Source organism: Infirmifilum tikiterense (genome assembly GCF_054696565.1).
On sequence record NZ_CP182482.1, the window covers coordinates 1,806,475 to 1,831,075 of the forward strand.

Here is a 24,601-nt window from a genome sequence, read left to right on the forward strand (position 1 = left end):
CTTTCGGCGTTTATTTTCGGCGCAGGGATATAAGGCCGCGTAGCGCAGTGGAGTGTGGGGCTGAAGCGCAGGGAGGGCTCGGGGCGCAGCGAGCCAGGCTCCCTGGAGGTGGGAGCGTGAGCAGAGGGAATGGTGAGGATGGCGGGAAGCGCAAGGAGCCGATTGACGCCTACAGGGTCTGGGAGGTAAAGGCGAGCAGGGAGCTGAGGCTTCGGCTCCGAAAGCTCTACTCCGACATCACCCTTGCCGTTGAGCGGGCCAGCGAGGAGCTCGAGAGGATGTACGGCGACGCGTTCAGAAAGAAGCCGGAGAGGTTCGGCAGAGAGCTGATAGAAGAGGCCTCAAAGACGTCTGGGCTACCGAAGGGGCTGTTCTGGTACGCCGCGGAGTGGTGCAAGATACTCGCGGAGGCTAGGGAGAAGTCGAAGCTTCGCAGCAGGTTCACTCCGCCGCCGGTGCCGCTGATCGTCAAGGTGGTCAAGGACGGCGAGGTGCTCCACGGCAACACCGCTGCCGTTGCGGTGCTTGACGCCTCCAGGGGCAGGCTACGCATTAGTAGCGCAGGCGTTGCAATAAGGCTGAAGCCGTCCTTGATCAGAGCAGTGCTTGAGGACATACAGTGCTTCGAGGACGTTAAGCTGACGCTGCAGCTCACCGCAAAGGGTAGGCTGAGGCTGGTGGCTCACCGCAAGGTGAAGCAGGCGTGGTGGGACGGAGAGGGCAGGCTGGCTGTCATAGCGGTGGACGTGAACAGCTCGCACGGGCTCTACCTGATGGTCTTCGCCTTCGACAGCGAAGCCAAGCTGGTAGCTCAGCGCGTCTTTAAGCCTCCCAACACCACAATGCTACGGCTCCTGGCAGCAATCATGACCAGCTACTCCGAGGTTAAGAGCTGGGAGCGAGCCGTAGAGAGGTTCAAGCTGAGGAGGAACGTCAGGAGGCTGCAGAGAGAAGGGAGAGGCTCCGCTGTGGAGAAGGCACTGAGGCTCGCCGAGAGGCTGAGAGTGAAGATGAACCTAACGCCGGAGAGGGCTGAGAGAGTAGCGGGGCAGGCGTCGAGGAAAGTGAGGAAGCTCAACAACGACTGGGTCAGGGGCGTGCTCAGGGAGCTGAGAGAGCTTGTGAGAAAGCTGCGGGACTGGGGCTACACCGTCGTACTCGTTGCGGATGTGCCCCGGGCCGAGTCCCTGAGGGGAACGAAGCTACAGAGAACGCTGCTCAGAGTGGCGGAGAGGCTTGAGAACATGGCCTGGTACGAGGGCGCCAAGTGGTTCCAGCCGGAGAACAACGTCAGCGGGAAGCAGTGCCCCCTCTGCGGCTCGCGGGGAGTAGAGCTGAGGAAGCGCTACTACCGTTGCCCTAAATGTGGCTTGGAGTGGACCAGGGACTGGGCAGCAAGCTACAACGCCGCGAAGTTCTTCCTAAAAGCATGCAGAGCAGAAAAGCACCTCCAGGCTCTGAGCGCGTGGCTCAGCCAGCACCCCAGAGCCTCGACCCACGGCACCAGAGAAAGGCCAGCAGGCCTCAGTTCCCGGCACGGCCACACGGCCGCCCGCCGGGTGCCGCGCGCGGCGCGATGAGGCGAAGAGGCGCCGAGGCAGGGCCCCGCCGCACAGCCCAAGCTGGCGGGGTTGGCCGAAGGCGCGGAGCCCATGAAAACCCTTAAAGGGGGCCCCGGATCAGTGAAGGGGTAAATGTGCCAGGCGCGGCCGAAAAGGTGAAGAATGGTGACAAGTCTGATTTCCCTACGGTGTAACGATAATCGGCCTCCCCTCGACTAAGGCCTGAACCAGCTTCTTCCTGGCAGCCTCGACGATCCGCCAGAGTGTTCCACGCGAAACCCCCATTTTCACCGCAGCTTCATCCTGGGTGAGGTCCTCCAAGTACACGAGCCGGAGAGCCTCCACCTCATCCGGCGTGAGCACGATGGGCTCCCCCCGTACCTCCACTCCGTTCTCGTCAACGGGTATGAAGGTGAGCTTTGGGACTGGCCCCCAGATCCACCTGCTTTTCGGCGGCCTGCCCCTCCGGCAACCCCTCCTCCAGATCCACGGTGGTCCATGCACAGGCCCTCTGCCTCTCGAATTACATAAATAACTACATAAAGCGTTCGCTTCAGCCCTCACTCGAACTCGATCGTTGCCGGCGGCTTGTGGGTGACGTCGTAGAGGACCCTATTCACCCCCTCGACCTCGTTCACCAGCCTCTCGGCAAGCCTCTCGAGGAAGTCCCATGGCAACTTCGCGAAGCTCGCCGTCATGGCGTCCTCGCTTTCAACAACCCTGAGGGCTAAAGCATACTCGTAGCTCCTCTCATCGCCCTTAACTCCAACCGTCTTGACCGAGAGCAGCACAGGGAATGCCTGCCACACCTTCTCGTACAGGCCCGCCTTCCTGAACTCCTCCTCAACGATCCCCGTCGCCTTGCGGAGTATCCTCAGCTTCTCCTCCGTGACCTCCCCCACAATCCTGACTGCGAGGCCGGGACCCGGGAAGGGGTGCTGGGTGATGACCTCCTCCGGCAGTCCTAGGCTCCTCGCGATCCTCCTAACCTCGTCCTTGTAGAACTCCGCCAGCGGCTCGACTATCTCCAGCCCCGGGATAGCCTCCATGACGACGTTGTGGTGGCTCTTTATCTTCGCGGTAGCCTTCCCCGTCGCACCGCTCTCAACCCTGTCAGGGTAAATGGTGCCTTGAACCAGGTACCTGAACCCGCCGACCTCCCTGTTCAGCTCAAGAGCCTTCTCCGCGAAGACGTCTGCAAAGGTCTTAGCGACCACCCTCCTCTTCTCCTCTGGGTCTGTCACACCCCTCAGCCGGTCGAGGAAAAGGCTGCTCGCGTCCACGTAAAACAAGTTCTTGAACCCCATCCTCCTCAAAACCTCGAGTGTTCTCTCGCTCTCCCCCTCGCGGAGCAGCCCCGTGTTAACGTGGATCACGTAGATGTTATCGCTGCCCACAGCCTTCTGCACCATAACAGCGGCTGTCAAGGAGTCGACGCCCCCGCTTACGGCCGTCAGGGCCTTCCCACGAAGCTCCTTTTTCAGGCGCGAGATCACCTCAGCGGCCACGTCCTCGACGAACCAGTTGGGCTCTAGCCCAGCCACCCTTTTCAGGAAGTTCTCGAGGATCGCTCTCCCATACTCGGTGTGCCGGACCTCCGGGTGGAACTGGACGCCGTAGATGGGCAGCGATCTGTGCCTGAAAGCCGCCACCTCAGAGTACTCTGTGGAGGCCAGGGTCACGAACTCCTCTGGGAGCCAATCGACAGCGTCCCGGTGAGACATCCACACAACCTGTGTCTCAGGGGTTCCGCTGAAGAGAGGGTCGTCCCTTAAGACCCTTAGAACACTAAGGCCGTACTCGGCCTTCTCCTTACGCGAAACGCGCCCGCCGAGCAAGCTGGCGATGAGCTGGTGCCCGTAGCATATCCCTAGTAAGGGTATCCTGCTTCGAACAATGTAGTTGAACACCTCTACTTCTGGCTTAGGACTGTTCTCGACGTATATGCTAGAAGGCCCGCCCGAGAATATGACGGCGGTCGGGTTCAAGCGCAGAAACTCCTCGAGGGAAACGCTGTGAGGCACAAGAACGGAGTAGAAGTTCAGCTCCCTAACCCTCCTGGCGATGAGGTGGGTGTACTGCCCGCCGAAGTCGAATACTAACACGCTCCGCCTAGACTCCATACTTCTCGAACGCCAGCCTCACAGCCTCCTCTTTAAACCTTTCAACGTCCCTTTTGCCCAGGCCCATCTGAACAACAGTGCCCTCATCCATCACGAGTTTGCCATCGATGAAGACAGCCCTAGCCTCAGCCTCCCCAGCGATGACTTTCTCGAGGCTCCGGTCGAAGGCTACGAGGTCGCCCGAGCCCCTCATGCCGAAAACCGCGTATCCTCCCACAGTCGCTTTCTCAAGGAGGCGTACGCTCGGGCCGTGCACCGCGACGGCATCCCTGTAGGTGCGGAGCACTGTGCCCGTGACTAGAGGCCAGTCGCTCCCAAGCGAGTCGAAGAACTCAAGCCCCCGCAGGGTTCTGCCGTAGAGGTAGAGGTTTGAGGTCGGGCAGTGGACAACCCTGAGCCCCATCCGCTTGCACTTCTCAGCTCCCTCGATGCAGTGCACCGCTATGACGTTCCTCGGAGCATCCCCTAGAAGCTCGACGAGTGTCTCGCTCTCGTCGATGCCCTCGGAGAGGTGTAGGGCGAAGGGCACGCCGAGCTTAGACGCGGTCTTGTAGGATGCCAACAGGTAGGACTGCCCGGCTTTCCTGAGAGAGTGCACGAAGAACCCCATGTTAAAGAAGCCATCCCACTTCGCTAGGTTGCGCACGTACTCCGCGAAGACGCGCTCAGGCGTGCTCCACCCCTCTGCCTCCATAACCGTAGGGAGCAGCACGACGCGCGGTGAAACAGGTAGGGTGAGTAGCGCGGAGACATTCCCCTCAAGGCTGCCGGTCAGTGCGAGGAGAGTAACGCCGTCTACGAGAGACCGCAGTATCGTCGCCTTAGCCAGCATGGACGAAAGCTCCTTGTCCCTCCTCAAGCCCGCCTCGTCGACCCTCAGCCTCCTCCCTTCAAGCCACTCGTAAGAGTGTCTCCACATCCTCCGCTCGCCGACGTCCACGACTTGCGGGTGCGCGTGGGCGTCGGCGAGACCCGGGGACACGGCGCTCTCGAAGTAAAAGTCCTCAGACCCCTCATAGCGGATCTTAACCCTTCTCCTGACCACGCCGTGGTCCAGAAGCTCCCCTATTTCGATAACGCCCATCAGTACCTCACCTCGTAAAGCCCCCTGGGCCCGCTCTCCCTCACGCCGGCTCCGGTTAGCCTAACGAAGACGCTCTTCTCCCTCAGCTCCGCCAGGCTCCTAGCCCCGACGTAGCCCATCCCCTGCTTTATTCCGCCCACAATCCACTCAACCACCTTTGAAACGCTACCACGACACTCAACGAGCCCCTCAACCCCCTCAGGCACCCTCTTGAATTCCCCGTACCGCGCGGACCCACTAGCCAGAGCCCCCCGGCTACCCATCCCGCGGTAGACTTTAAAGCACCTTCCATCGCGCAAGACGAGTGCGCCAGGGGCCTCATCGGTACCCGCCAGCAGGTACCCCAGCATTACCGCGTCGGCTCCAGCGGCCAGCGCCTTAACTGCGTCGGCTGGCTTCTCGATACCGCCGTCCGCAACCACTGATACGCCGTAGCTTCTCGCAGTGTCCGCCACAGCGGCCACAGCAGTTAGCTGGGGGCACCCGACGCCCGCGACTTCGCGCGTGGTGCAGGCGTGTCCAGGCCCCACGCCGACCCTGAGCGAGGACGCACCGGCTGCGATCAAAGCCTCAGCCGCCTCCCCCGTGACGATGTTCCCGGCCATCACCTCAGCCCCCATCGAGGCAAACCTCTTCGTCGCCTCGATAACGTTCTTGCTGTGACCATGCGCCGTGTCAATTACGATTAGAGAGGCCCCGGCACTAACGAGCTTGCTCACTCTCTCATCGTCGAAAGGCCCCACAGCCACGCCGACCGGGATTTTCGCCTCGACTGCCTCACGCACGACTGCTATCGCTTCGTCCAGGGGCATGTTTCTGGGAAGAACGCCCAAGCCGCCGAGCTTTCCAAGCGCGTGGACCATCTCTCTGCCCGTGACGGTGTCCATGGGAGAGCTCACGATTGGTATTTTAAGCGTCAGGCGGGGGCTCAGCCGCGTGGAGATGTCGACCTCCTCTATCCTCACGTCTGAGTACCTGGGAAGTATCAGGACGTCGTCGAAGCTCAGCGCGAGCTCAGAGCTCCTTAGCTTCTCTAGGAACGACCCCATATCAAAGCTACGCGGCGCTTAGCCTATATGTGTAATCTCTATACAAAAATTATTTATTCAAGCATGTATATACATGCTATGTATGAGTCAGGCTAGGAGGCTCGTGAGGCTCGGGAAGAGTAGCTTGTCCGTGACCCTGCCTAGAAGGTGGGTTGAGAAGAACAACCTGAAGGAGGGGGACACCGTCTTTGTCGAGGACTACGACACCCACCTTCTTATAACCCCTGCTCGTCCGCGCGAGGAGTTCCGGGAAGAGGTAAAGGTGCTGGAGGCCACTCATGGTGACGAGGACTCCGTTGAGAGGATGATCATCGCGCTGTACCAGGCAGGCTACGCTTCGATAAAAGTCGTCTCGAGGTCTGGGAGAGTGACACCGGAGTTGCGCGAAACCATACGCAGGACGCTGAAGAGGCTCGTGGGCCTGGAGGTCTTCGAGGAGGGCTCCGACTACATACTCCTACAGATGATCGCAGACGCATCAACGGTTGAGATCCCGAAGGTGCTAAGCAGGATGGAGGTGCTCATCCTCAACAGCATCAAGGATCTAGAGGAGTTCGCCGCTACCGGTGACACCTCCTATCTGAAGGACATTATCGAGAGAGACGAAGAGATAGACAAGTTCTACTTCCTCCTTAGCCGCCAGGTAGCCCTCTCTATCATGTACAGCTGGTACTCCTCTAAGGTCGGTGTTCAGGACAGAACCCTGCTCATGCCCCTCTTCAACTACGGGAAAACCCTTGAGCGCGTGGGGGACGTGATCGCCAGCCTCGCTAGAATAGCGCACCTCGTCGACATAACCAAGGAGCACGTGCAGCTTATCAGAACATCCTTCGAGAACGCGGTAAGAGCATTTAAAACCGGAGACCAAGAGGCCAAAATGGAGATAACGAAAACATACAGAGAGTACTTCGACCGCTTCGACCCCTCGAGCCTCCTCGACCACCTACTAGGGAACATCTTGTCGCTAGCGCTAGACATGCTGGAGTCAAGAGTAGAGCTGGAGGTTTTCAAAGAATTCTCCTCTAGGTCCCTCCACCGCCTCGATGCAACCTCGCCCCAAAAATAAACTTATTTTAAACCGATCTGCCTTAGCTTGCGGGATTGAGTTCATGCATGCGGAAAACAGGGTAGTCATAGTTTTCGAGAGCCTCGACGACGTCGTGAACCTCCAGCCCTTGACGCTCACGCGCCCAGTTTTCCTCCTCAAGGTCGGCCCGAGGACAATACTTGAGGAGATAGAGGCGGCTGTCGGCGCTCCCAGAGCCCTCTACACGAGGGCGTACCTCGCTGAGCACGTCCAGTCACTGACAGGTATCCCTGTGAACCCGAAGGGCCTGTACAAGAACGTCCTCGTGGTCAACGCTAGCTACCTCCCGCAACAGAGTGTAGCGTGCGGCAACGACGAGGCGTACTTCCACAGGGGCAAGCTGGTCTACGCGTGCCTGAGGGAGCTCAGCGTCGGCGACCCGCTCTCACTCGCGGAGACTGTTGAGAAGGTTGCAGCGGGCCTAGGAAGGCAGGAACTCAGCAACGCTCTGACTGTAGGCAGGCTCTGGGACCTCTCTAAGCTCCCCCACGTCACGATACCCCGGGAAGCCGCCAGGGTCACGTGGGCGAGCGCTCCTCCCCACGGCGTTAACGTGATCGGCGAACCCTCGCGGCTGCTCTTGCACCCCGAGAGCAGGGTAATACCACCTGTCACCGTAGACACCACCAAGGGCCCCGTTATAGTCGAGGCGAGAGCGGTTGTAGGCCCCTTCACATACATCGAGGGACCAGCCTACATAGGCCCCGAGACAAGGGTCAGGGTTTCAACAGTCATCAGAGCCGGCTCCAGCATCGGAGAGGCCTGCAGGGTAGGCGGAGAAGTCTCAGAGAGCATCATCCACGGGTACAGCAACAAGGCCCACGACGGCTTCCTGGGAAACTCCTACGTGGGAGAGTGGGTGAACATCGCCGCTGGCGCGATAACCGGGAACCTGCGTAACGACTACGGGGAGATAGTGGTTTACACACCCAGGGGACCTACTAAAACCGGCGAGACAAAGGTCGGCTCCTTCATAGGCGACCACGCGCGGGTAAGCATCGGCACCATGCTGAACGCCGGGACGATTGTCGGCGTCGCCGCAAACGTCGTAGCGCCCGAGATGGCGCCCAAGTACATCCCAAGCTTCACGCGCCTCCACAGGATGAAGCTCGAGGAGATCCCGCTGAAGGAGGCGCTCAGCGCCATAGACAGGATGATGGGGAGGAGGGGGAGAAAGCTCACCAGCGGCGAGGTTGCTATCCTGCGCCACGTTTACGAGGCCACAGCTGAGGAGCGGAGCTACTACGCGAAGTTCTACTCCGACCGCTACGGCAGGCGATAGCTTTATAAACATCGTGAATGAGAAGGCAAAACCTGAGCACGCTTTGGTTAAAGTCAGGATAGCGGGGGAGCTTCACAAGCGGGTCCGCGCCGGGAGGAAGGTCTACCGGGGCTTCTTCGTCCTAATGGCTGACGGCAAGATGCTGCTAAACCTCGGGAAGAGGAACAGCAGAGGGGGCTTCGACGGGGAAAGGGAGATAACATTCGAGAGAACACTCGCAATAGTGGCGAAATCCGGCCCCAGTGGGCTCGAGGGAAGCCTCCCAGACGGGGGCAGGTGGTTCGTACTGCACCTCGCCCCCTCGAGCATGGAGAGGAGAGTGGTTTTGAAGCTGCCGATCGTGGGGGAAGAGTCCTTAAAGCTAGAAGTCAGGGGGGCGTTCGACATCAAAGAACTAGAGCTCTGCAGGAACTGCGATTACAGAGAGCTCATCGAACTTCAACCCACTTGACGGCCGCGAGCCTCGAGAGGCTTACATTCACAACGGGAACCACTTCCGAGATGTGCCTCTCGACCCCACCATCTACAAACACGTGGCGAGTGGTTTTCGGGGGAAAGAGCTCCCCCTTAACAGCCCTCCTTAAGACTTCCCGTTTGTCAAACTCAACTCCGTTCCTCCAGCTCTTCACGACGATCCTCGGATCCCAGTAGTCCACCAGAACCGCTGGTATAACCTTCAGCCGAAGCCTCCTGAAAGCCTCGAAACGGTGGTGGCCGTCAAGAAGAACGAGCTTTTCCCGCTCGACAACTACGGGTTTAACCAGGACCTCTCTACTCTTCAAGTCCTCGAGAATAAGCCTCACGTGGTCTTCCATGTACATTTCATGTGGTTTTATCGATGAAATGTCCACTAAAGTAACTTTTAGATCATTCATGCACATAAAATGCTAATACGGACGCATATATACTTTTCCAGGGGGCGGGTTACCATAACTCGACGGATACCCCTCCCCTGAATGAACGGTGGGAAATACGAACTATAGTGGTTCCGCTTTAACGCTGGTCACGTGGTATCCACACACAGAAGGAACTGTAATGTCATTTCACTTTCAGTATAGGGCAGAATACACGTGCACCTCCACGTAATCAAACTAAGGGCATAACAAAGAACCCGATGTACTACCTTAGCGGGACCAAAAGCCACTTACTAAGCGGAAAAGATGGTGTCTCGCCAGGAGCAGTTGAAAGAGCCACACACTGGAAAAAGGAGAGGAGAAGCAAAACCCCGAGAGTTTTTTGGGAACACTTAGGTTCAGATGTCGTGCAGGTCTATCGTCGCTTCAAGGATGTCGGAGCTGTAGTCAGCTATACGCCTGTAGCTCCCAATAATCATCCTGAGCGTGGTGAGGAGGAGGGCATCGCTCATAGTGTACACCGTTGAAAGCCTCTTTTCGATCTCCTTCAATTCTTCAACCTTGCCGTCGAGTAGGTCGTTGGCGAGCTTCTTGTTTCTCTCGAGGAACGTTTTAACGCTTTCCTCAAACATCTCAGATACTCTTTCACCGTAGGATACCATCTCCTCAAAGCCAGGGAACTCGCTGGTGATCTTCATAGCCTGTGTAGCGATGCTGGCCGCGTGGTCCCCGATGCGCTCCAGGTTCTTCAAAACCATCCCGTACGACAAAACCTCCTCAGGCCTTGAGAGCCCGATCTCGTCTAAGCCGATGTAGCCCTTGAGTGCAGTGTTCAGCTGTCTGAGACCGTAGAGGTACAGCTTGTCAACGATGTCGTCGCGGGCGAAAATCTCTTCGGTGCTCAGCGAGCTGGAGGCCCCTTTCCTTAGAGCATCGATCGTGTCGTAAAGCGTGCTCTTGTTCGTGTCTTTCATCTTGAGGATTATATTCGAGATAGGTAGATCCTCAACGTTGACGAGAACCTGTATCGTCATCTCGTGAGAGCTCTCGTGCAGAACCTCGGCACCTATCAGCTTCCTGACGGCAACCTCCTTTAGCTTCCTCCTAAGCTCCGGGTCATCGTGGGAGAACTTCAGGTGGATGGTTTTATACCCCACGAGGTACTTCGACATGACTTCGCGCAAAACAGCGCCGTGAGAGGCGTTCTTCGCCACCACAACTTCTGCCGAAGTAATTGCCTGAGGCTTCTTAACGCTGGGTATAACGCGGATCGTACCGTCATGTTCCAAAGTGAGCGTCACGAGGCTACCCTTGGTTATTCCAACGCTCGCAGCCCACTCCTTGGGTATAGAGACTATAAACGTGGAGCCGCCTGTAAGCTGAACCCTCCTGACGAGCTTCATCATGCTCATTTTCTATCAATCTTCTTTCGCAAAACGTGAATATATAGTTTATGATAAGTCTCTGTATCCTATAGCTAACTAGATTACACTTTGAAACTCATCAACGACTGGAAAACCGGTGAGTCTCTCTTTGTCCAATATATGGTTTTTGCTAGCTCTGGATACCCCATCTGACTTATGTAAAGAGAAAGCTAAAAAATTAATAACCGTGATGTTTAATGAAGCTTGATATGTAGTTTTTACGATAAGTAAATTGTGCGACTATATGATAAGCGGTGTAAGGCGTAGAAGTCTGTGGCTTTACCACTTCAATTCAGGAGGTTGCAACGGTTGTGACATAGAGTTCGTCGCCTCCCTAACCCCGCGCTACGACCTCGAAAGGCTAGGCGTCCAATTAGTCCCAAGCCCAAGGCACGCTGACGTCCTGGTAGTGACAGGGCCCGTAACCGCACTCTCAGCCAGCTCCCTCAAAACCGTGTACGATCAGAGGCCTGAGCCGAAAATCGTCATAGCGCTCGGGACCTGTGCGTGCACGGGCGGCATTTTCTCGAGCTGCTACAACGTCATTGGTGGCGCCGACAAGGTCGTTCCCGTAGACGTCAAGATCCCCGGGTGCCCAGCCAACCCTGGTACACTTCTCTCTTACTTGTCGAGGCTCCGAGGGGTGAGCACGAGTGGGAAGCGCTAAACTGCAGGAAAAGCACAGGGTAACGCCAAACGAGCTCAGCCAGAGACTCAGGGATTTCATGGCTCACGGCTACACTCACCTGATAGCTATAACAGCTGTCGACAGGGGGAACTACATCGAAGCCCTGTACCATCTTGGAGATCTGTCTGGGAGAGTTGAGCACCTCTCAGTTGAGTTGCCCAAGGCTAACCCCGTCCTACCTGACATCTCGCCCTTAGTCCCAGGAGCGGCTTTCTACGAGCGAGAAGTCTCCGATCTCTTCGGAGTAAGGTTCGAGGGTCTAGGCGAGCAGGGCAGGTTCATACTGCCAGACTGCTACCCACGAGAGGCTCCGCCACCCCTCCTCAAGGACACGAAGCCAGAGACTGTAAAAGAGTACCTGTCGAAGGCGACCACATGCGAGGTTCAAGCCGTTACAATGCAGGCACCTCTATCCCCCGAAAGCGTCGTCGTCCCTTTTGGGCCCTACCACCCTGCCCTGAAGGAGCCAGAGCACCTCAGCCTGGTAGTTGAGGGAGAAGTGATAAAGAAGGCTTTCGTCAGGATAGGCTTCGTACACAGGGGCATCGAAAAGGCGGCAGAGTCGAGAACATTCCTCAGGGACGTCTTCTTACTTGAACGCGTCTGCGGGATCTGTAGCACCCACCACGCTTGGACTTTCGTTGAGGCTGTTGAGAGGCTTCTCGGGATCGACCCCCCCAAGAGAGCGCACTACCTCCGCACACTTGTAGCCGAGCTCGAGAGGATGCACTCTCACTCCCTGTGGCTCGGTCTAGTGGGTTACTGGATGGGCTTCGAGTCGATGTTCATGTGGGTTTGGGGGATGCGTGAGACAATAATGGACATACTGGAAGAGCTGACCGGTAACAGAGTGCACAAGTCTTTCGTCACAATCGGTGGGGTGAGGAGGGATGTCGGCGACGAGAAGCTGAAAAGCGTCGCTCAGAGGGTCGCGGAGTTCGAGAAATCGGTGAGCAGGGTGCTTGAAGAGATTGTGAGCATCGACGAGTTTATCGAACGGACGAGGAATGTGGGCTCCTACAATATAGACCAGGCCAGGAGCTACGTGACCGTCGGCCCTGTTAGGCGCGCGGCAGGTGACCCTTACGATATAAGGAGGATTGAGCCCTACGGAGCATACGGAGAGCTGGACTTCGAGGTTGTAACGAGCAACAAGGGTGATGTCTTCAACCTAGTTCTCGTAAGGCTCAAAGAGCTAGAAGAGTCAGCCAGGCTAGTCGGGCAAATCGTGGCCAAGATGCCCTCCGGAAACCCTGTACCACAGAGGTACTTCATGGGGACTGTTCCAGAAGGCGAGGCTTACGCCAGAACAGAGCCTCCCAGAGGAGAGCTCTTCTACTATGTCAACTCGAACAACACGCACTCACCATACAGGGTTAAGATTAGAACACCCACGCTTCCCAACATCCAGCTAGCGGCGAGCATACTGGAAGGGGCAACTCTTTCGGACCTACCCCTAATCGTGACGAGCATAGACCCATGCTTCAGCTGTATGGACCGAGTTCAGGTATATGACACGGGTGATGGAGCTCCGCGCGTTTTAACGCTAGACGATCTTGTTCGGAAAACTAGAGGAAGAAGGGTGATGGTATGAAGGCAAACAGCTCTCTGAAGGTTGTAGTGATGTCGCTTAGGAGCCTCCTCGGGAAACCCGTAACTTTAGACTTAGCACGCGCGGCTCGAAACGGGGCAACACGCGGCTACCCTAAGGTAAACCCAGAGAAGTGTCTCGGGTGCGGCCTGTGTGCGCGCTCATGCCCGCCAGGGGCAATAATGATGAGGAGCATCGGAAAGAGGGTTGTCGGCGGAAAGGAGGTTGACAAGCAAGCCCCAGAGTTCGACTACTACAAGTGCATATACTGTGGCCTCTGCGCGGACGTTTGCCCGGCGAAAGCGATTGAGATGGCTAAAGGCTCCCCTCTAGAAGTGTTGCCCGCACTAGCTCTAGCCACAACCCCGCTTGACCCCCGCGTAGGAGCAGTGGTAGCCTTCCTCTCAATCTTCCTTGTCGCGTTAGCGGTATACGCTATAGCCGGCGCTCTGGCACCGCGGGGTGTGCACTCCGAGAAGGCGCGGGAGCCCTTCACAGGCGGTGTGCCTGTAGCCCCCCCCGCTGGGAAAAATACTACGTTCCCAGCATCTTCGCTTTCATACTCTTCTTCTTGGTCGTTGAGTCTGTAGCCTTCATGCTTGTGTTGAAGCCCCAGCCGCAGGTAGCCCTACTCGCGATCACCGTCCTACTCGCGATCCTCGTGGAGGGCCTTAACCTACTCCGAGAGGGGTGATCAGCCGTGCTGGAGGCGTTGCTTCAGGCGTTGGTGTTCCCTGGGCTCTTTTTCTCAGTGACCATGGCTTTCTGGTTCGAGTACATTGAGAGGAAAATCACAGCAAGAGTGCAGACGCGCGTAGGCCCCCTTTACGCTGGGCCGAAGGGGCTCCTGCAGCCCGTGTACGACTTCCTGAAACTCCTTGGAAAAGAGGAGCTTATCCCGCGTAACGCAGACCCGTTGCTGTTCCAGCTGGCCCCGGTCATAGCGGTTACAATTCCCGTATTCGGAATGACGTACATCCCCGTAGCCTCGACGTCCATGCCGCTGAGCTTCCAGGGAGACGTCCTCCTCGTCCTCCTGCTTTTAGCGCTGTCGGCGTTCACGATAGCGCTAGCCGGATACAGCGCGACTACCCCATACACCTCCCTGGGCGTCGGGAGACTCCTCATACAGTACTCCATGTACGAGAGCGTTTTCGCCCTATGCATCGCAGCGGCAGCGGTTCAGGCCTCGGCTCTAAGCCTCGAAGGCATAGTGACCTACCAGGCCCTTCACGGCCCCCTCGCGCTGTACCAGCCTATAGGCTTCGCGGTGGCCCTAATAGCCCTCCTGGCTAAACTGGAGAAGAGGCCCTTCGACCTCCCTCACGCCAAGCAGGAGATCGCAGCAGGGTGGCAAACGGAGTTCTCCGGAAGAAGCCTCGCGTACCTCAGGCTGTACAGCGACTTAAGCATGACTTGGGGCATCTCGCTCGTCACAACATTTTACCTAGGCGGGCCGCTCGGGCCGGGGTACCCGGAGTTAGGCCCTGATGCAGGCTTCCTGTGGTTCGGCCTGAAAGCCCTCCTGGTGAGCATTGCAATCACCCTGGTCAGCGCCTCGAGCGGCCGTATAAGGGCAGTGGGGCTTGCCAGGCGCTTTTGGGGTAGGCTGTTCCCCCTCACTCTTATCCAGCTGGTTCTCGCTCTTCTCCTAAGGTGGTTTGCATGCTAGTAGAGGTTTTCTGCCTACTGGGCCTTGCCCTTGTGCTCTGGGGGCTCTTCTCTAGGAGAACTACGTTCAGCCTGCTTTCGCTTTCAGCCGGGAGCATAATGGTGGCCTTCGCCATCTCAGAGCTGGCGGGATGGGTCCCCGCAATGCTGGTGGCATCGCTGTACGCTGGTGCTCTCGTTGCGCTGATGACTGTCTGGGTTATAGTAGTCGCAGGGGAGAAGGCAAGGATAGACACGATCTACACGCTCGCGCTAGTGTTCATGTTCCTCATAGTGCTCGCAGTGCTGCTCCTCGTTTCCAGCAATCAGGCTAGCCTCGCTGGGAGAGCTGTCTTGAGGGAAGCCGACTACCGCGACTTCTCACTTCTCACAATCCTGTTGCTGGTTGCGCTTCTCGGGGGTGTTCACACAGTCCGAGGTGGTGGAGAATGAGTGGTGAGCTCGTGATCGTGGGTACGGCTCTCACACTGGTAACAGCGGGCCTCGCGGCTATAGCCGCCACGAGAAACATGGTGAAGGTGATAATGGGGCTCCAGTCCATGGTCCTCGGCTCGCTCCTCATCCTGAGCCTTGCCTGCGCGAACTCCGGGGCTACGGCTCAGGACATTTTCCTTCTCGTCGCAACAGCAGCCGCGGCAACCGAAGCCCTCGCCATGGCCATCATCATACTCGTCTGGGAGCGCTTCAAGACTATCGATCCGCAGGAGGTCTCCGAGCTGAGGTGGTGAGCATGCTCGCGGACTCCCTGGTATTTGAGCTGTTTGCGGCGTCAGCGCTCGTGACCATTCTAGGTAGGAGCAGGAAGGCGGTGGAAGCACTCAGCGTAGCCTCTTCGCTCGCCGCGGCCGCGCTGTCGGTTCTGTACGTGTTTTCCTCCGATCAGCCTTCACTGCTTGGGCTCCAGCTCTACAATGACCCTCTGTCGAAGCTGATGCTGTGCGTGGTAAACATCCTTGGGTCGCTGATCATCGTGTACAGCCTCGGCTACATGGAGCACGACCCAGGGTTCGTGAGGTACTACTCCCTGATGCTCTTCTTTATAGCATCGATGAGCCTACTGGTGCTCTCAACCGACCTCATTATCCTCTACATGTCCTGGGAGCTCGTCGGCGTGTGCAGCGCGCTCCTGATCTCGTTCTGGTGGGAGAAGCCCGAGGCCAGGAGGGCTGGCCTAAAAGCCTTCACGGTCACGAGGATCGGGGACATCGGCTTCATAGTGGCCGCGGCGATCATCCTCTCAACTCTAGGTACAACGCAGATTCCATCCATCCTGTCGTCCTCCACGAGGCTCGGCGGGCAGACCACACTGGTTGCACTCCTGCTCCTCCTCGCCGCTGTAGGCAAATCGGCCCAGTTCCCGCTCTTCGTGTGGCTTCCCGACGCGATGGAGGGGCCAACCTCCGTCAGCGCGCTCATACACGCTGCAACAATGGTTAAAGCCGGAGTCTACCTGATCTCCAGGTTCTACCCGCTCATCGCCTCAAGCGAAGTAGCGCTCTCGATGATCGTGTGGCTCTCAACGATCACCGCCTTGCTGTCTGCCCTGTCCGCTCTAGGAGCATCCGACGTGAAGAAAGTCCTGGCTTACAGCACCATTAACCACCTTGCACTCATGTTCCTCGCTCTCGGCCTAGGAGCGTGGACAGCCGCCCAGCTCCACCTGGTCTCCCACTCGCTATTCAAGGCCCTGCTCTTCCTCTGCGCAGGCCTCATAATACACGAAGTCGGAACACGTGACTTGGACAAAGTGTGGGGCTTGTGGGACAGCGGGATGAAAATAACGGGGGTGGCCTTCCTCATCGGAGCGCTCAGCCTCGCAGGTGTCCCACCCTTACCTGGCTTCTTCACAAAAGAGCTCATATTCACGGCTCTCGAGGAGAAGTACCCAGGCTTACCGGGAGATCTGCTAGTCTTCACGTTTTCACTTCTCTCAGCCATGTACATCTTCAGGCTGTTCTTCAGGCTGTTCTCCGGTTGCTGCGGTGCCCGAAGGATTCACGAGCACAACCTGCCTATGTTGCTACCTATAGTGCTTCTGGCCTCCTTAACGCTCGGCGGGTACCTCGTTCTCGTCGAGGCCTCTAAGCTACTCAGGGCTGAGCCGGAGTTCTACGATATAAACCCCCTCGCGCTCCTAGCGCTCGTCGCGGGCCTGCTGCTGTCCTATGCCGTCTGGGACAGGGCGAAGGGATGGAGTCTCAGGAAAGCGATGTTGCCGATTGCACGCATAGCCGATAGGGGCTTCTACGTTGACGCCGCCTACACAGCTATCGCCTCCTGGTTGACTGGAACCCTCTCCAGTATCTCTGTTAAGCTTCAGAGAGGCATCCCATCGGTCAACACCCTGTGGCTTATGGGCTTGCTCCTAGTTCTTCTGATGGTTGTCCTGGGGGTGACGTAGATGACGCTTGAAGAAACTGTTATTATCACTACTCTCGCAGGGGAGCTATCGCTGATCTTGACCAGAGTTATCAGCGGGGAGGCTCGACGAGTAGCATCGACAATAGCTGCCGCCAGCGTGCTGGCCTACCTTCTTCTCTGCTCCGCCTTTGAAAGATCGCTGGCGGGCTTCATCGGCTTAACCTCAACGGCGATAGGGCTGGTTGCAGTCCTGGCGGCCTATAGCCTGCTCAGCGAGGATGTTTCAGCCCACAACGCGTTAACAGTGGCTCTCTGCTCCTCCGCCACACTGCTCGCGGCTTCGACGGACCTCATAAGGCTCTTCATCGCCTGGGAGATTCTCAGCGTCTCCGTCGTTGCCCTCACCGCCTACCATAGGGACAAGGAGGGTGCCGAAGCCGCCCTGAAGTACATAATGCTGTGCGGAGCTGGAACAGCGCTAGCGCTGGCGGGAATCGCGCTTACAGTGGTGGAGACAGGCAACACGTCGATCGAGGCAACCCGATCCGCAAGCCCGCTGGCGAAAACGCTCTTGCTTGCAGGCTTCGGCGTCGAAGCCGCGCTCTTCCCCCTGCACTTCTGGCTCCCAGATGCGCACATGACTGCACCCAGCACCGCGAGCGCAGTCCTGTCAGGCATAGCTATAGAGTCGGCGGCTGTCCTCGTTTACAGGCTTGTGGGCGGAGACCAGCTCATGAGGACCATTATCGCGCCCCGCGCGCTGGCGGGGGCGCTGGTAGGGAACATGTCGGCCCTCAGGCAGGACGACCTAAAAAGGCTCCTAGCCTACAGTAGCGTGGCGAACGTGAACTACATCCTGCTCGCGTGGTCCACAGGGAACGCGCTCGCCACAAGATACGCTTTCCTCCACATACTAGCCCACGGCCTCCTGAAGGCCTCGCTTTTCATCGTTGCAGGGGTTCTCTTAGCCGTCTACGGCACGAGGTCGCTCTCAAGGCTGTCGGGCGCAGCCTCGAGGGACAATGTCTTGAAGTTCACAGTGGTGCTGGCGGCAGTGGGCCTAACCGGAGCCCCACCACTCCCGACTTTCTGGAGCGAGCTTTACATGGGTGTCGGGCTGTTCCAGAGTAGTCCCGCTCTCGGGCTAGGCTTCCTAGCCTCCGTCGTGATCTCCTTCGCGTACTACCTCAGAGTCGTGTACACCCTAGCTGCTGGAAGCAGAGAACCTCTACACGGGAAGCGTTTACCCTCTACTCTAGCACTGAGCCTGGTGTCAGCGAGCATCCTCGTTTTCCTCCTCTACGCCAAGGTGCTTGAGAATTTTTTACCATCTCTTTAACTTTGTAAAGACAATCCTGATACATGTAAAAGAAAGGTGTTCTGAGTTCATTGTCTAACTTAAAAAGTGTATATATGTCTAGTAACTTAAGGTTTATATACGCGGCGCGGGAGTATGAAGGGAGCCTCATGCCTAGCCCCGCTACGACGCTATTCCTCGTCACGTCGGTAGGTCTCCTTGCGGGCGCGTTAGTTGTACTGCTGGCGTTGATCCTCGAGAGGGGTCCAGAGGGCAGGTTCAAGCGCGTCAGGTACGAGGCAGGCAACCCGCCCTCCGGGGAGGCCAAGACCAGGTTGCCTTTCCAGTACTACGGTTACGTGATCCTGTACCTCGGGTTCGAGCCCCTGGTCGTGCTTCTCTACTTGCTCCCCTTCTCCAGCTCCAAGGCTTCTCTCATCCCCGTAGCCTCGGTCCTGGCTCTGCTCCTCCCCGTCGTCGCCTGGGGTGTCGCCATGTCTGACAAGATCGAGGATTGGAGGATTTAGCCGAGGATGAGCTTATGTCGTGTCCCTTCGGGTTCGTGCTTGTGGGGAACATCGAGGAGTCCGCCAGGAAGGCCACAAAGTGGCTCGTGGAGAAAACCCCGATCAGGTCCCTACGCGACTGGGCTATAGCGTTCAGCCTCTGGCCCGTCCACTTCACCACTTCCTGCTGCGGAGCCGAGTTCGCCGCGGCTAGCGCGCCACGCTTCGACGCGGAGCGCTTCGGATTCCTACCCTTCAACTCCCCAAGGCAGACCAACCTGCTCGTGATCGAGGGAACGCTCACGAGGAAGATGGGCGAAGCCGCGAAGATAGTCTACGACCAGATGCCTTGGCCCAAGTTCGTGATAGCCATGGGCGCGTGCGCCATAGACGGGGGGCTGTTCTACAACAGCTACAACATCGTGAAGCCCAAGGACATTCTACCCGTCGAGTACTTCATACCCGGTTGCCCGCCCAGGCCTGAAGCAGTCGCCCGTGCGATTTTGATGCTCCAGGAGAAGGTGAGGAAGGGTGAGTGGAGCAGAACCCGTTAGCCTGGTTGAGCAGAAGCTGAGGGAAAAGGGGTTCGAGGCAGCCGCTGCGCGCGGAGTAGTCAAGGTGAGAGCGACCCCTGATAGGCTGCGCGAGCTCGCGGAGGAGACAGTTAACCTGGGCTTCGACCACCTCGCCTCCGTTGAGGGTGTAGACTGGCCTCAGGAGGGGCTCGTAGAGGTCGTCTACCACGCTGAAAGCTACCGCGAGGACCTGAGAGGCGTGCTCGTCGAGATAAGGGTGCGCGTTCCCCGCGACGACCCGAAGCTCCCGAGCCTCATCGACGTTTGGCCAAACGCCATACTCCTGGAGAGGGAGACGTGGGAGATGCTCGGGGTGGTTTTCGAGGGGAACCCGGACCTGCGCAGGCTACTACTACCCCCAGACTGGTCCGGGCCCCCGCCGCTAAGGAAGGATTTCAAGGTGGTGGAGGAGGGTACCTATGTTGAGGTCGAGTGAGGCAGGCGGAGTGGTTTACAGCAGGCTCATTGCTAAGGAGGGAGACGAGTCAACGTACGAGCTCTTCATAGGTCCTCAGCACCCCGCTTCAGGGCATATGCGCTTCATAGTACGCCTTGAGGGGGACATCATAGTGAGCGTGGACCCGGACATAGGCTACGTCCACCGCACCATGGAGAAGCTGGCCGAGGGCCGCGAGGTCATTAAGTCCATACCGCTCCTCGAGAGGATGACGATAATCGACAGCCACAACGTGACGTTAGGCCTGGTACGCGCGCTCGAGAAGCTGCTGGACGTGGAGCCGCCCCCACGAGCCAGGTACCTGCGCACCCTGCTCAGCGAGATCAACAGGATCGCCAGCCACCTCTACGGGATGGGGATAGCCGGGATCATGCTCAACCACTCAACAATGTTCATGTGGGCTTTCGGGGACAGAGAGGTGTGGATACAGCTAGCGGAGGATCTGACCGGCTCGAGGCTAACCCACACATACAGCGTGCCCGGCGGGGTGAGGCGCGACCTACCCCAGGGCTTCGCGGATAAAGCTGAGAAGGCGATAAGGTACATGGAGAAGAGGCTCAGAGACTACATGGCGATATTCCTCGACAACCCCCAGGTTCGGGCGAGGTACGAGGGTGTTGGTGTTCTGAGGAAGAGCGAGGCCAGCAGGCTCGGGATAGTCGGGCCGAACCTGAGGGCCAGCGGCATCAAATACGACGCGAGGCTGGCCGAGGACTACGCCGCCTACAGCGAGCTGGAGTTCGAGGTGCCGGTACGCGAGGAGGGCGACGCCCTCGCCAGGATGCTCGTGAGGGTCGAGGAGATAAAGCAGAGCATGAGCATCATACGACAGGTTTTGAGGAAGATCCCCGACGGCCCCTTCTTCTCGGAAAAGTACCTGCGCCTCCTCCCGCCTCCTCTCCGCGAGCAGGTTGCGAAGACCGGGAGGGTGAAGTTCCCCGGAGTGTTCGCTTCACTCAAGCTGCCGGAGGGTGACGCGGTTAGCCGGGTGGAGATGGGCCACGGGGAGATATTCTATCACGTGACCGGGAACGGCTCCACGAAGCCCTACAGGCTCCGCGTCGTAACCCCCTCCTTCCGCAACGTCATACTCTTCAGGTACCTGATGCCCGGGCACAGGTTTATGGACTTCCCGGCGATTTACGGTAGCCTAGACTACTTCCCGCCTGAGGCGGACAGGTGATCGGCATGGGTTGGGGAGACGCATTATCCTGGCTTTTGAGGCTCCTCCTCAGCCCGCAGGTTTTCGCGCCCCTGGTATTCCCGGGCTTGCTGACAGCGCTCATCGTCCTGCTCACGGTGATCTGGGCTGAGAGGAAGATAGCGGCACGCGTGCAGATGCGCGTGGGGCCGCTGTACGTGACAAGGAGGCTCGGTGGCGTGCTGCAGATGCTGGCTGACGGCACGCGCTACATGTTCCAGGAGTTCATAATCCCCGCCACCGCTGACAGGCTACCTTTCCTGTTTGCACCGGTCCTGGCGTTAACCCTTGCCATAGTGCCCTTCGCCTTCATCCCAGCTGCGCCAGGCTTCTCGCCCATAAAATCACCCTACTCCCTGCCAGCCGCCCTGGCGGCGATCTCGGCTGTACCGCTCTCAGTCCTGCTCATGGGGTGGTCTTCCAACAACAAGTTCGCCATCCAGGGTGCCGTCAGGGAGGCGTTCATGGGTCTGGCCTACGAGGCCGTCGTCTTCATCAGCGCTCTCTCCATGGGCGTGCTCTACGGGACGCTGGACCTCGAGGAAGCCGTTTCCAGGCAGTGGCTCCCCGGCCTTCTCCTGAACCCCGTGGCCGCCTTCGCGTTCTTCGTGGGCATGGTCATGAGCGCGGGCAAGCTGCCCTTCGACATCGTTGAGGGCGAGCAGGAGATAGTGGCTGGTCCCTACGTGGAGTACAGCGGGATAATATTCGGCATAGGGATGGGCCTAGCGTACCTCAAGCTCTACTCCTTCACCCTCATCTACACCCTTCTCTTCCTCTCCGGCTGGGAGCCCGTGGTTGCCCCGCTCTACAGCCTCTACCCCGGCCTCGGAGGTGTCCTCCTGTTCGCCAAGGCCTACCTCCTAATGCTCTTCATCGTCTTCCTAAGGTCGGTTTACGGCAGGTACCGCCTTGACCAGGCGCTCAGAGCGGGGTGGAGGATTTACCTGCCGCTCTCTCTAATCTCCCTTTTAATATCCATACTCCTAAGGGTGGTGGGTGTTGTCTAAACCCGTATCCTCATTCAAGCTGCACTTGAGAGCGGTTGCAACAGGGCTGAAGTACCTGCTCTTCCCCAACAGGATCACGGTCTACTACCCCGAGGAGTATGTCGAGCCCCCGGAGGGCTACAGGGGGCTGATCCGCTACTACCCTGAGAGGTGCATACAGTGCGGCCTCTGCGCGATGATATGCCCGGCCTCTGCAATGAAGATGTATAGGACCAAGGCCGACAGGAAGGGGAGGCCGGGCGTCAACTACCAGAGGTGCATCTTCTGCGGCTTCTGCGTGGACATATGCCCCCAGAACGCCCTTGAGATGACCAAGGTCCACGACGTAGCCTACGAGTCCCTAAACGAGCTCGTAGTGCCGCCGGAGAGGTTCTCGCAGGAGCCCGTCTCACCCGCGGTGGCGGGCGGGGCTAGGAGGCTTAAAACGGTTTTTGACGAGGAGAGGGGGTTGAGGCATGAGCTGGCTTAATCTGTTTGATGTATACCTGGCCCTAGCGTCGCTCGCGGCAGTGGTGGCCGCGGGCCTTGCCGTGAAATCGCGCGAGGACTTCTACTCCGCTGTCATGCTCGGGCTGGCCGGCCTCGCAACCGCGTCCTTGATCGCGCTCCTGGGCTACGGATTCGTAGGAGTTTTCCACGCGCTGGTCTACGTCGGCGCGACGGTCATGTTTGTGGTGTTTGGGGTCGTGCTGATAGGCCGCACAGGTGGGTTTGAGAGGAAGTCCCTCGCCCCCGCAGCCCTCGCGTCGCTCCTGCTGACGCTGGCGCTCTACCTGTTCCTCACAGGCATCTCGCAGGGCACCACACCTGTCGCCGCGCTCAACCCCTCGAGGGTGCAGGAGATCCTCTTCGAGGAGCACCCGCTCGCCGTTTTCTACCTTGGGGCCTCCCTGGCCGTGTTGGTCATCGCAGGGGTCATGCTCGCGTCCGGAGGCTCCTCGGATGCACGAGAGGTGGTGTAGATGGAGTCGCCTGTACTGCTTGTTGTCCCCGCGGTTCTCATGGGGTTAGGCGCCCTAGGCGCCATCACGAGCAGGAGTGCGGTAAAAGCGCTGATATCGCTCGAGGTGATGTTCAACGGCGCCCTTCTGGCTCTCCTCATGCTGGCCTCCAGAGTACCTGACGAGGCCTCATCGCTCGCCCTGCTCGCGATCTCTCTCAGCGGTGTTGAAGTAGGTGTTCTGATATCGATATTCGTCCTCCTCCTCAGGAGGACTAGGAGTGTTGATGTTTATGAGGTTCCGGGTTTAAGAGGTGGTGAAAATGAGTAGTGTCCCGTTTTTATGGCTGGCCGTGCTAGCGCCGCTAGCTTCAGCCGTCCTAACAGTGTTCCTGGGAAACAGGAAGAAAGCCGCTGGAGCAATCAACTCCCTCGCGCTATTTACTTCGGCAGCATCCCTGCTGGCAGCTTACGCGCTCCACGCGTCCAGCAAGCCGTGGGCAGACCCCTTAAGCTTCACAGTTGACGGGCTCGGAACATTCGGCCTACTGCTCGACGCCCCCTCCTTCCTTGTTGCGTTCTCGATAGCCATCACCACAGCGCTGATCGCTCTCTACAGCATCCCGTACATGGAGCACCGCTTCGAGGAGATGGAGCATGAGGGCGTCAGGCCGCCGGGCTGGGGGTCCTACTACTTCCTGTACACGCTCTTCTCGCAGGCCATGATCGGGGCAGTCCTGTCCACGAACATTATCGAGTTCTACGTGTTCCTGGAGCTCACGCTAATCCCGAGCTTCCTCCTTATAGCCTTCTACGGCTACGGCGACAGGATCAGAATAGCGATAATGTACCTCCTCTGGACCCACGTCGGCGCCCTGCTGTTCCTTATCGGCGCCCTGACCGTGGGCTTCCAGAGGGGCTTCGACTTCATTGACGTTGCGGGCGGCTACAGGCTCGCGGCGGGCGAGGGGGTAGCGCTAGCGCAGTACGCCTTCTGGCTCATGATCCTGGGCCTCTCCGTCAAGCTGGCGGTCTTAGGCGTCCACATGTGGCTACCCTACGCCCACGCCGAGGCTCCAACCCCGATCTCAGCCCTCCTGAGCCCCAACCTCATCGGCCTGGGAGGAGCCATGATGTTCAGGATCGTCTACGTCCTCTTCCCCAGCACCTTCGCCGCCAACAGCCCCATCCTCACGGTGTGGGCCCTAGCCACGATCATCTACGGGGGCCTCATGGCCCTGAGCCAGACCGACTTCAAGAGGCTCCTAGCCTACAGCAGCATCTCCCAGATGGGCTACCTGCTACTAGGCCTCTCAACAGTGACGGCCTACGGGGTTGCAGGCACGTTCCTGCACTACATGGTCCACGCCTTCGGCAAAGCAGTCCTCTTCGGCGTCGCGGGAGCACTGATAGCGACCTACCACGGGCTGCGGGACATAACCAAGATGGGAGGACTCGCCGAGAAGATGCCCTACACGGCGGCACTCGCCCTGCTCGGCTTCATGCACATCACGGGCATACCCCCCACGGCCGGCATCTGGAGCGAGTACCTGATAGTTAGGGGCGCGGTCGAGCGGACGCTGCAGGCTGGCCCCGCGTGGTACACGGGCACAGCGCTGGCACTCCTGGTGGGCATAGGGCTCTCAACAGCCTACGCCTTCCTCACGATGCGGAGGATATTCTACGGCCCACTGCGCTTGAGCGAGGCGCACGAGGCGAAGAGCCAGCTCCTACTGCCCCTAGCCCTCCTAGCGGCAATGGGCATCGCCTCCTTCCTGCTCGCATCCCCCCTAATAGACCCCCTAGTGACTCAGCTATCGCAGGTGATCCGCGGCTAAA

General features: G+C 58.5%; 28 protein-coding genes. 22 read left to right on the top strand and 6 right to left on the bottom strand.

The features are described 5' to 3' along the window. Positions 1–116 precede the first annotated feature (116 nt). Positions 117–1,580, top strand: coding sequence for a zinc ribbon domain-containing protein (locus ACNO7C_RS09930; protein WP_460024923.1), 1,464 nt, complete (start codon positions 117–119; stop codon positions 1,578–1,580). Positions 1,581–1,745: 165 nt separating this feature from the next. Here ACNO7C_RS09930 and ACNO7C_RS09935 read toward each other — a convergent pair whose 3' ends face one another. The 4 genes from ACNO7C_RS09935 to ACNO7C_RS09950 are packed head-to-tail and all read right to left on the bottom strand — an operon-like array spanning position 1,746 to position 5,818. Then, on the bottom strand, positions 1,746–2,066 hold the full coding sequence (locus tag ACNO7C_RS09935; RefSeq protein ID WP_460024924.1) for a DUF134 domain-containing protein: 321 nt from the start codon (positions 2,064–2,066) through the stop codon (positions 1,746–1,748). A 56-nt stretch (positions 2,067–2,122) separates the two neighbouring features. Next, positions 2,123–3,685: a glutamine-hydrolyzing GMP synthase gene (guaA, locus tag ACNO7C_RS09940; protein WP_460024925.1), complete on the bottom strand. Its 1,563-nt coding sequence runs from the start codon at positions 3,683–3,685 to the stop codon at positions 2,123–2,125. Continuing rightward, positions 3,675–4,769, bottom strand: coding sequence for an amidohydrolase family protein (locus tag ACNO7C_RS09945; protein WP_460024926.1), 1,095 nt, complete (start codon positions 4,767–4,769; stop codon positions 3,675–3,677). Before ACNO7C_RS09945 ends, guaA begins: the two co-directional genes overlap by 11 nt. Further along, on the bottom strand, positions 4,769–5,818 hold the full coding sequence (locus ACNO7C_RS09950) for an IMP dehydrogenase (RefSeq protein WP_460024927.1): 1,050 nt from the start codon (positions 5,816–5,818) through the stop codon (positions 4,769–4,771). The genes ACNO7C_RS09945 and ACNO7C_RS09950 overlap by 1 nt, the downstream gene beginning before the upstream one ends. 82 nt (positions 5,819–5,900) lie before the next feature. Between ACNO7C_RS09950 and ACNO7C_RS09955 the strand changes: the two genes are divergently transcribed. Genes ACNO7C_RS09955 through ACNO7C_RS09965 form a run of 3 tightly spaced genes read left to right on the top strand, consistent with a single transcriptional unit; the run spans position 5,901 to position 8,638 of the window. Next, positions 5,901–6,884, top strand: coding sequence for a PhoU domain-containing protein (locus ACNO7C_RS09955; protein ID WP_460024928.1), 984 nt, complete (start codon positions 5,901–5,903; stop codon positions 6,882–6,884). 43 nt (positions 6,885–6,927) lie between these two features. Next, positions 6,928–8,187, top strand: coding sequence for a putative sugar nucleotidyl transferase (locus ACNO7C_RS09960; RefSeq protein ID WP_460024929.1), 1,260 nt, complete (start codon positions 6,928–6,930; stop codon positions 8,185–8,187). Between the two features lie 43 nt (positions 8,188–8,230). Then, positions 8,231–8,638 (top strand): hypothetical protein, encoded by a 408-nt coding sequence (locus tag ACNO7C_RS09965; RefSeq protein WP_460024930.1) that lies wholly within the window; start codon positions 8,231–8,233, stop codon positions 8,636–8,638. Here ACNO7C_RS09965 and ACNO7C_RS09970 read toward each other — a convergent pair. After that, entirely contained in the window at positions 8,616–9,062 is a 447-nt protein-coding gene (locus ACNO7C_RS09970) for a ParB N-terminal domain-containing protein (protein ID WP_460024931.1), read from the bottom strand. The two genes, ACNO7C_RS09965 and ACNO7C_RS09970, sit on opposite strands and share 23 nt — an antisense overlap. A gap of 377 nt (positions 9,063–9,439) precedes the next feature. Beyond that, on the bottom strand, positions 9,440–10,453 hold the full coding sequence (locus ACNO7C_RS09975) for an AbrB/MazE/SpoVT family DNA-binding domain-containing protein (RefSeq protein WP_460024932.1): 1,014 nt from the start codon (positions 10,451–10,453) through the stop codon (positions 9,440–9,442). Between the two features lie 244 nt (positions 10,454–10,697). Here ACNO7C_RS09975 and ACNO7C_RS09980 point away from each other — a divergent pair, with 244 nt between their 5' ends. The 18 genes from ACNO7C_RS09980 to ACNO7C_RS10065 all read left to right on the top strand — a co-directional run bounded on the left by ACNO7C_RS09980 (position 10,698) and on the right by ACNO7C_RS10065 (position 24,600). Further along, on the top strand, positions 10,698–11,132 hold the full coding sequence (locus ACNO7C_RS09980) for an NADH-quinone oxidoreductase subunit B family protein (protein ID WP_460024933.1): 435 nt from the start codon (positions 10,698–10,700) through the stop codon (positions 11,130–11,132). Next, entirely contained in the window at positions 11,119–12,747 is a 1,629-nt protein-coding gene (locus ACNO7C_RS09985) for a hydrogenase large subunit (RefSeq protein WP_460024934.1), read from the top strand. The genes ACNO7C_RS09980 and ACNO7C_RS09985 overlap by 14 nt, the downstream gene beginning before the upstream one ends. After that, a complete protein-coding gene (locus ACNO7C_RS09990; protein ID WP_460024935.1) occupies positions 12,744–13,334 on the top strand; it encodes a 4Fe-4S binding protein in 591 nt (196 codons plus the stop codon). Before ACNO7C_RS09985 ends, ACNO7C_RS09990 begins: the two co-directional genes overlap by 4 nt. Continuing rightward, positions 13,316–13,438 carry a hypothetical protein gene (locus ACNO7C_RS09995; protein ID WP_460024936.1) on the top strand — a complete coding sequence of 41 codons (123 nt, stop codon included), beginning with the start codon at positions 13,316–13,318 and terminating at the stop codon, positions 13,436–13,438. The genes ACNO7C_RS09990 and ACNO7C_RS09995 overlap by 19 nt, the downstream gene beginning before the upstream one ends. A gap of 6 nt (positions 13,439–13,444) precedes the next feature. After that, positions 13,445–14,416 carry a complex I subunit 1/NuoH family protein gene (locus ACNO7C_RS10000; RefSeq protein ID WP_460024937.1) on the top strand — a complete coding sequence of 324 codons (972 nt, stop codon included), beginning with the start codon at positions 13,445–13,447 and terminating at the stop codon, positions 14,414–14,416. Then, entirely contained in the window at positions 14,410–14,847 is a 438-nt protein-coding gene (locus ACNO7C_RS10005) for a hypothetical protein (protein ID WP_460024938.1), read from the top strand. The genes ACNO7C_RS10000 and ACNO7C_RS10005 overlap by 7 nt, the downstream gene beginning before the upstream one ends. Beyond that, positions 14,844–15,143 carry an NADH-quinone oxidoreductase subunit K gene (locus ACNO7C_RS10010; RefSeq protein WP_460024939.1) on the top strand — a complete coding sequence of 100 codons (300 nt, stop codon included), beginning with the start codon at positions 14,844–14,846 and terminating at the stop codon, positions 15,141–15,143. The genes ACNO7C_RS10005 and ACNO7C_RS10010 overlap by 4 nt, the downstream gene beginning before the upstream one ends. Positions 15,144–15,145: 2 nt before the next feature. Beyond that, on the top strand, positions 15,146–16,816 hold the full coding sequence (locus tag ACNO7C_RS10015; RefSeq protein WP_460024940.1) for an NADH-quinone oxidoreductase subunit 5 family protein: 1,671 nt from the start codon (positions 15,146–15,148) through the stop codon (positions 16,814–16,816). Further along, complete coding sequence (locus tag ACNO7C_RS10020) at positions 16,817–18,115, top strand: complex I subunit 5 family protein (protein ID WP_460024941.1); 1,299 nt, start codon at positions 16,817–16,819, stop codon at positions 18,113–18,115. It begins immediately after the preceding gene. Between the two features lie 128 nt (positions 18,116–18,243). After that, positions 18,244–18,600, top strand: a complete 357-nt coding sequence (gene ndhC, locus ACNO7C_RS10025) for an NADH-quinone oxidoreductase subunit A (protein ID WP_460024942.1) — start codon at positions 18,244–18,246, stop codon at positions 18,598–18,600. Between the two features lie 14 nt (positions 18,601–18,614). Beyond that, positions 18,615–19,133 (top strand): NADH-quinone oxidoreductase subunit B, encoded by a 519-nt coding sequence (locus tag ACNO7C_RS10030; RefSeq protein WP_318536865.1) that lies wholly within the window; start codon positions 18,615–18,617, stop codon positions 19,131–19,133. Next, complete coding sequence (locus ACNO7C_RS10035) at positions 19,111–19,590, top strand: NADH-quinone oxidoreductase subunit C (RefSeq protein WP_460024943.1); 480 nt, start codon at positions 19,111–19,113, stop codon at positions 19,588–19,590. The genes ACNO7C_RS10030 and ACNO7C_RS10035 overlap by 23 nt, the downstream gene beginning before the upstream one ends. After that, entirely contained in the window at positions 19,574–20,794 is a 1,221-nt protein-coding gene (locus tag ACNO7C_RS10040) for an NADH-quinone oxidoreductase subunit D (RefSeq protein WP_460024944.1), read from the top strand. The genes ACNO7C_RS10035 and ACNO7C_RS10040 overlap by 17 nt, the downstream gene beginning before the upstream one ends. A gap of 5 nt (positions 20,795–20,799) precedes the next feature. Continuing rightward, positions 20,800–21,822, top strand: a complete 1,023-nt coding sequence (gene nuoH, locus ACNO7C_RS10045) for an NADH-quinone oxidoreductase subunit NuoH (RefSeq protein WP_460024945.1) — start codon at positions 20,800–20,802, stop codon at positions 21,820–21,822. Continuing rightward, complete coding sequence (locus ACNO7C_RS10050; RefSeq protein WP_460024946.1) at positions 21,815–22,291, top strand: NuoI/complex I 23 kDa subunit family protein; 477 nt, start codon at positions 21,815–21,817, stop codon at positions 22,289–22,291. Before nuoH ends, ACNO7C_RS10050 begins: the two co-directional genes overlap by 8 nt. After that, positions 22,278–22,784: an NADH-quinone oxidoreductase subunit J gene (locus ACNO7C_RS10055; protein ID WP_460024947.1), complete on the top strand. Its 507-nt coding sequence runs from the start codon at positions 22,278–22,280 to the stop codon at positions 22,782–22,784. The genes ACNO7C_RS10050 and ACNO7C_RS10055 overlap by 14 nt, the downstream gene beginning before the upstream one ends. Next, a complete protein-coding gene (locus tag ACNO7C_RS10060; RefSeq protein WP_460024948.1) occupies positions 22,785–23,093 on the top strand; it encodes an NADH-quinone oxidoreductase subunit NuoK in 309 nt (102 codons plus the stop codon). Beyond that, positions 23,086–24,600, top strand: a complete 1,515-nt coding sequence (locus ACNO7C_RS10065) for a complex I subunit 4 family protein (RefSeq protein WP_460024949.1) — start codon at positions 23,086–23,088, stop codon at positions 24,598–24,600. The genes ACNO7C_RS10060 and ACNO7C_RS10065 overlap by 8 nt, the downstream gene beginning before the upstream one ends. Position 24,601 lies beyond the last annotated feature (1 nt).

Coding starts and splice junctions, on each gene's coding strand:
- guaA (WP_460024925.1), bottom strand. CDS start 3,685: ATGGAGTCTAGGCGGAGCGTGTTAGTATTCGACTTCGGCGGGCAGTAC.
- ACNO7C_RS09945 (WP_460024926.1), bottom strand. CDS start 4,769: ATGGGCGTTATCGAAATAGGGGAGCTTCTGGACCACGGCGTGGTCAGG.
- ACNO7C_RS09950 (WP_460024927.1), bottom strand. CDS start 5,818: ATGGGGTCGTTCCTAGAGAAGCTAAGGAGCTCTGAGCTCGCGCTGAGC.
- ACNO7C_RS09955 (WP_460024928.1), top strand. CDS start 5,901: ATGAGTCAGGCTAGGAGGCTCGTGAGGCTCGGGAAGAGTAGCTTGTCC.
- ACNO7C_RS09960 (WP_460024929.1), top strand. CDS start 6,928: ATGCATGCGGAAAACAGGGTAGTCATAGTTTTCGAGAGCCTCGACGAC.
- ACNO7C_RS09970 (WP_460024931.1), bottom strand. CDS start 9,062: ATGAATGATCTAAAAGTTACTTTAGTGGACATTTCATCGATAAAACCA.
- ACNO7C_RS09975 (WP_460024932.1), bottom strand. CDS start 10,453: ATGAGCATGATGAAGCTCGTCAGGAGGGTTCAGCTTACAGGCGGCTCC.
- ACNO7C_RS09990 (WP_460024935.1), top strand. CDS start 12,744: ATGAAGGCAAACAGCTCTCTGAAGGTTGTAGTGATGTCGCTTAGGAGC.
- ACNO7C_RS10005 (WP_460024938.1), top strand. CDS start 14,410: ATGCTAGTAGAGGTTTTCTGCCTACTGGGCCTTGCCCTTGTGCTCTGG.
- ACNO7C_RS10010 (WP_460024939.1), top strand. CDS start 14,844: ATGAGTGGTGAGCTCGTGATCGTGGGTACGGCTCTCACACTGGTAACA.
- ACNO7C_RS10015 (WP_460024940.1), top strand. CDS start 15,146: ATGCTCGCGGACTCCCTGGTATTTGAGCTGTTTGCGGCGTCAGCGCTC.
- ACNO7C_RS10020 (WP_460024941.1), top strand. CDS start 16,817: ATGACGCTTGAAGAAACTGTTATTATCACTACTCTCGCAGGGGAGCTA.
- ndhC (WP_460024942.1), top strand. CDS start 18,244: ATGCCTAGCCCCGCTACGACGCTATTCCTCGTCACGTCGGTAGGTCTC.
- ACNO7C_RS10030 (WP_318536865.1), top strand. CDS start 18,615: ATGTCGTGTCCCTTCGGGTTCGTGCTTGTGGGGAACATCGAGGAGTCC.
- ACNO7C_RS10040 (WP_460024944.1), top strand. CDS start 19,574: ATGTTGAGGTCGAGTGAGGCAGGCGGAGTGGTTTACAGCAGGCTCATT.
- nuoH (WP_460024945.1), top strand. CDS start 20,800: ATGGGTTGGGGAGACGCATTATCCTGGCTTTTGAGGCTCCTCCTCAGC.
- ACNO7C_RS10055 (WP_460024947.1), top strand. CDS start 22,278: ATGAGCTGGCTTAATCTGTTTGATGTATACCTGGCCCTAGCGTCGCTC.
- ACNO7C_RS10060 (WP_460024948.1), top strand. CDS start 22,785: ATGGAGTCGCCTGTACTGCTTGTTGTCCCCGCGGTTCTCATGGGGTTA.
- ACNO7C_RS10065 (WP_460024949.1), top strand. CDS start 23,086: ATGAGTAGTGTCCCGTTTTTATGGCTGGCCGTGCTAGCGCCGCTAGCT.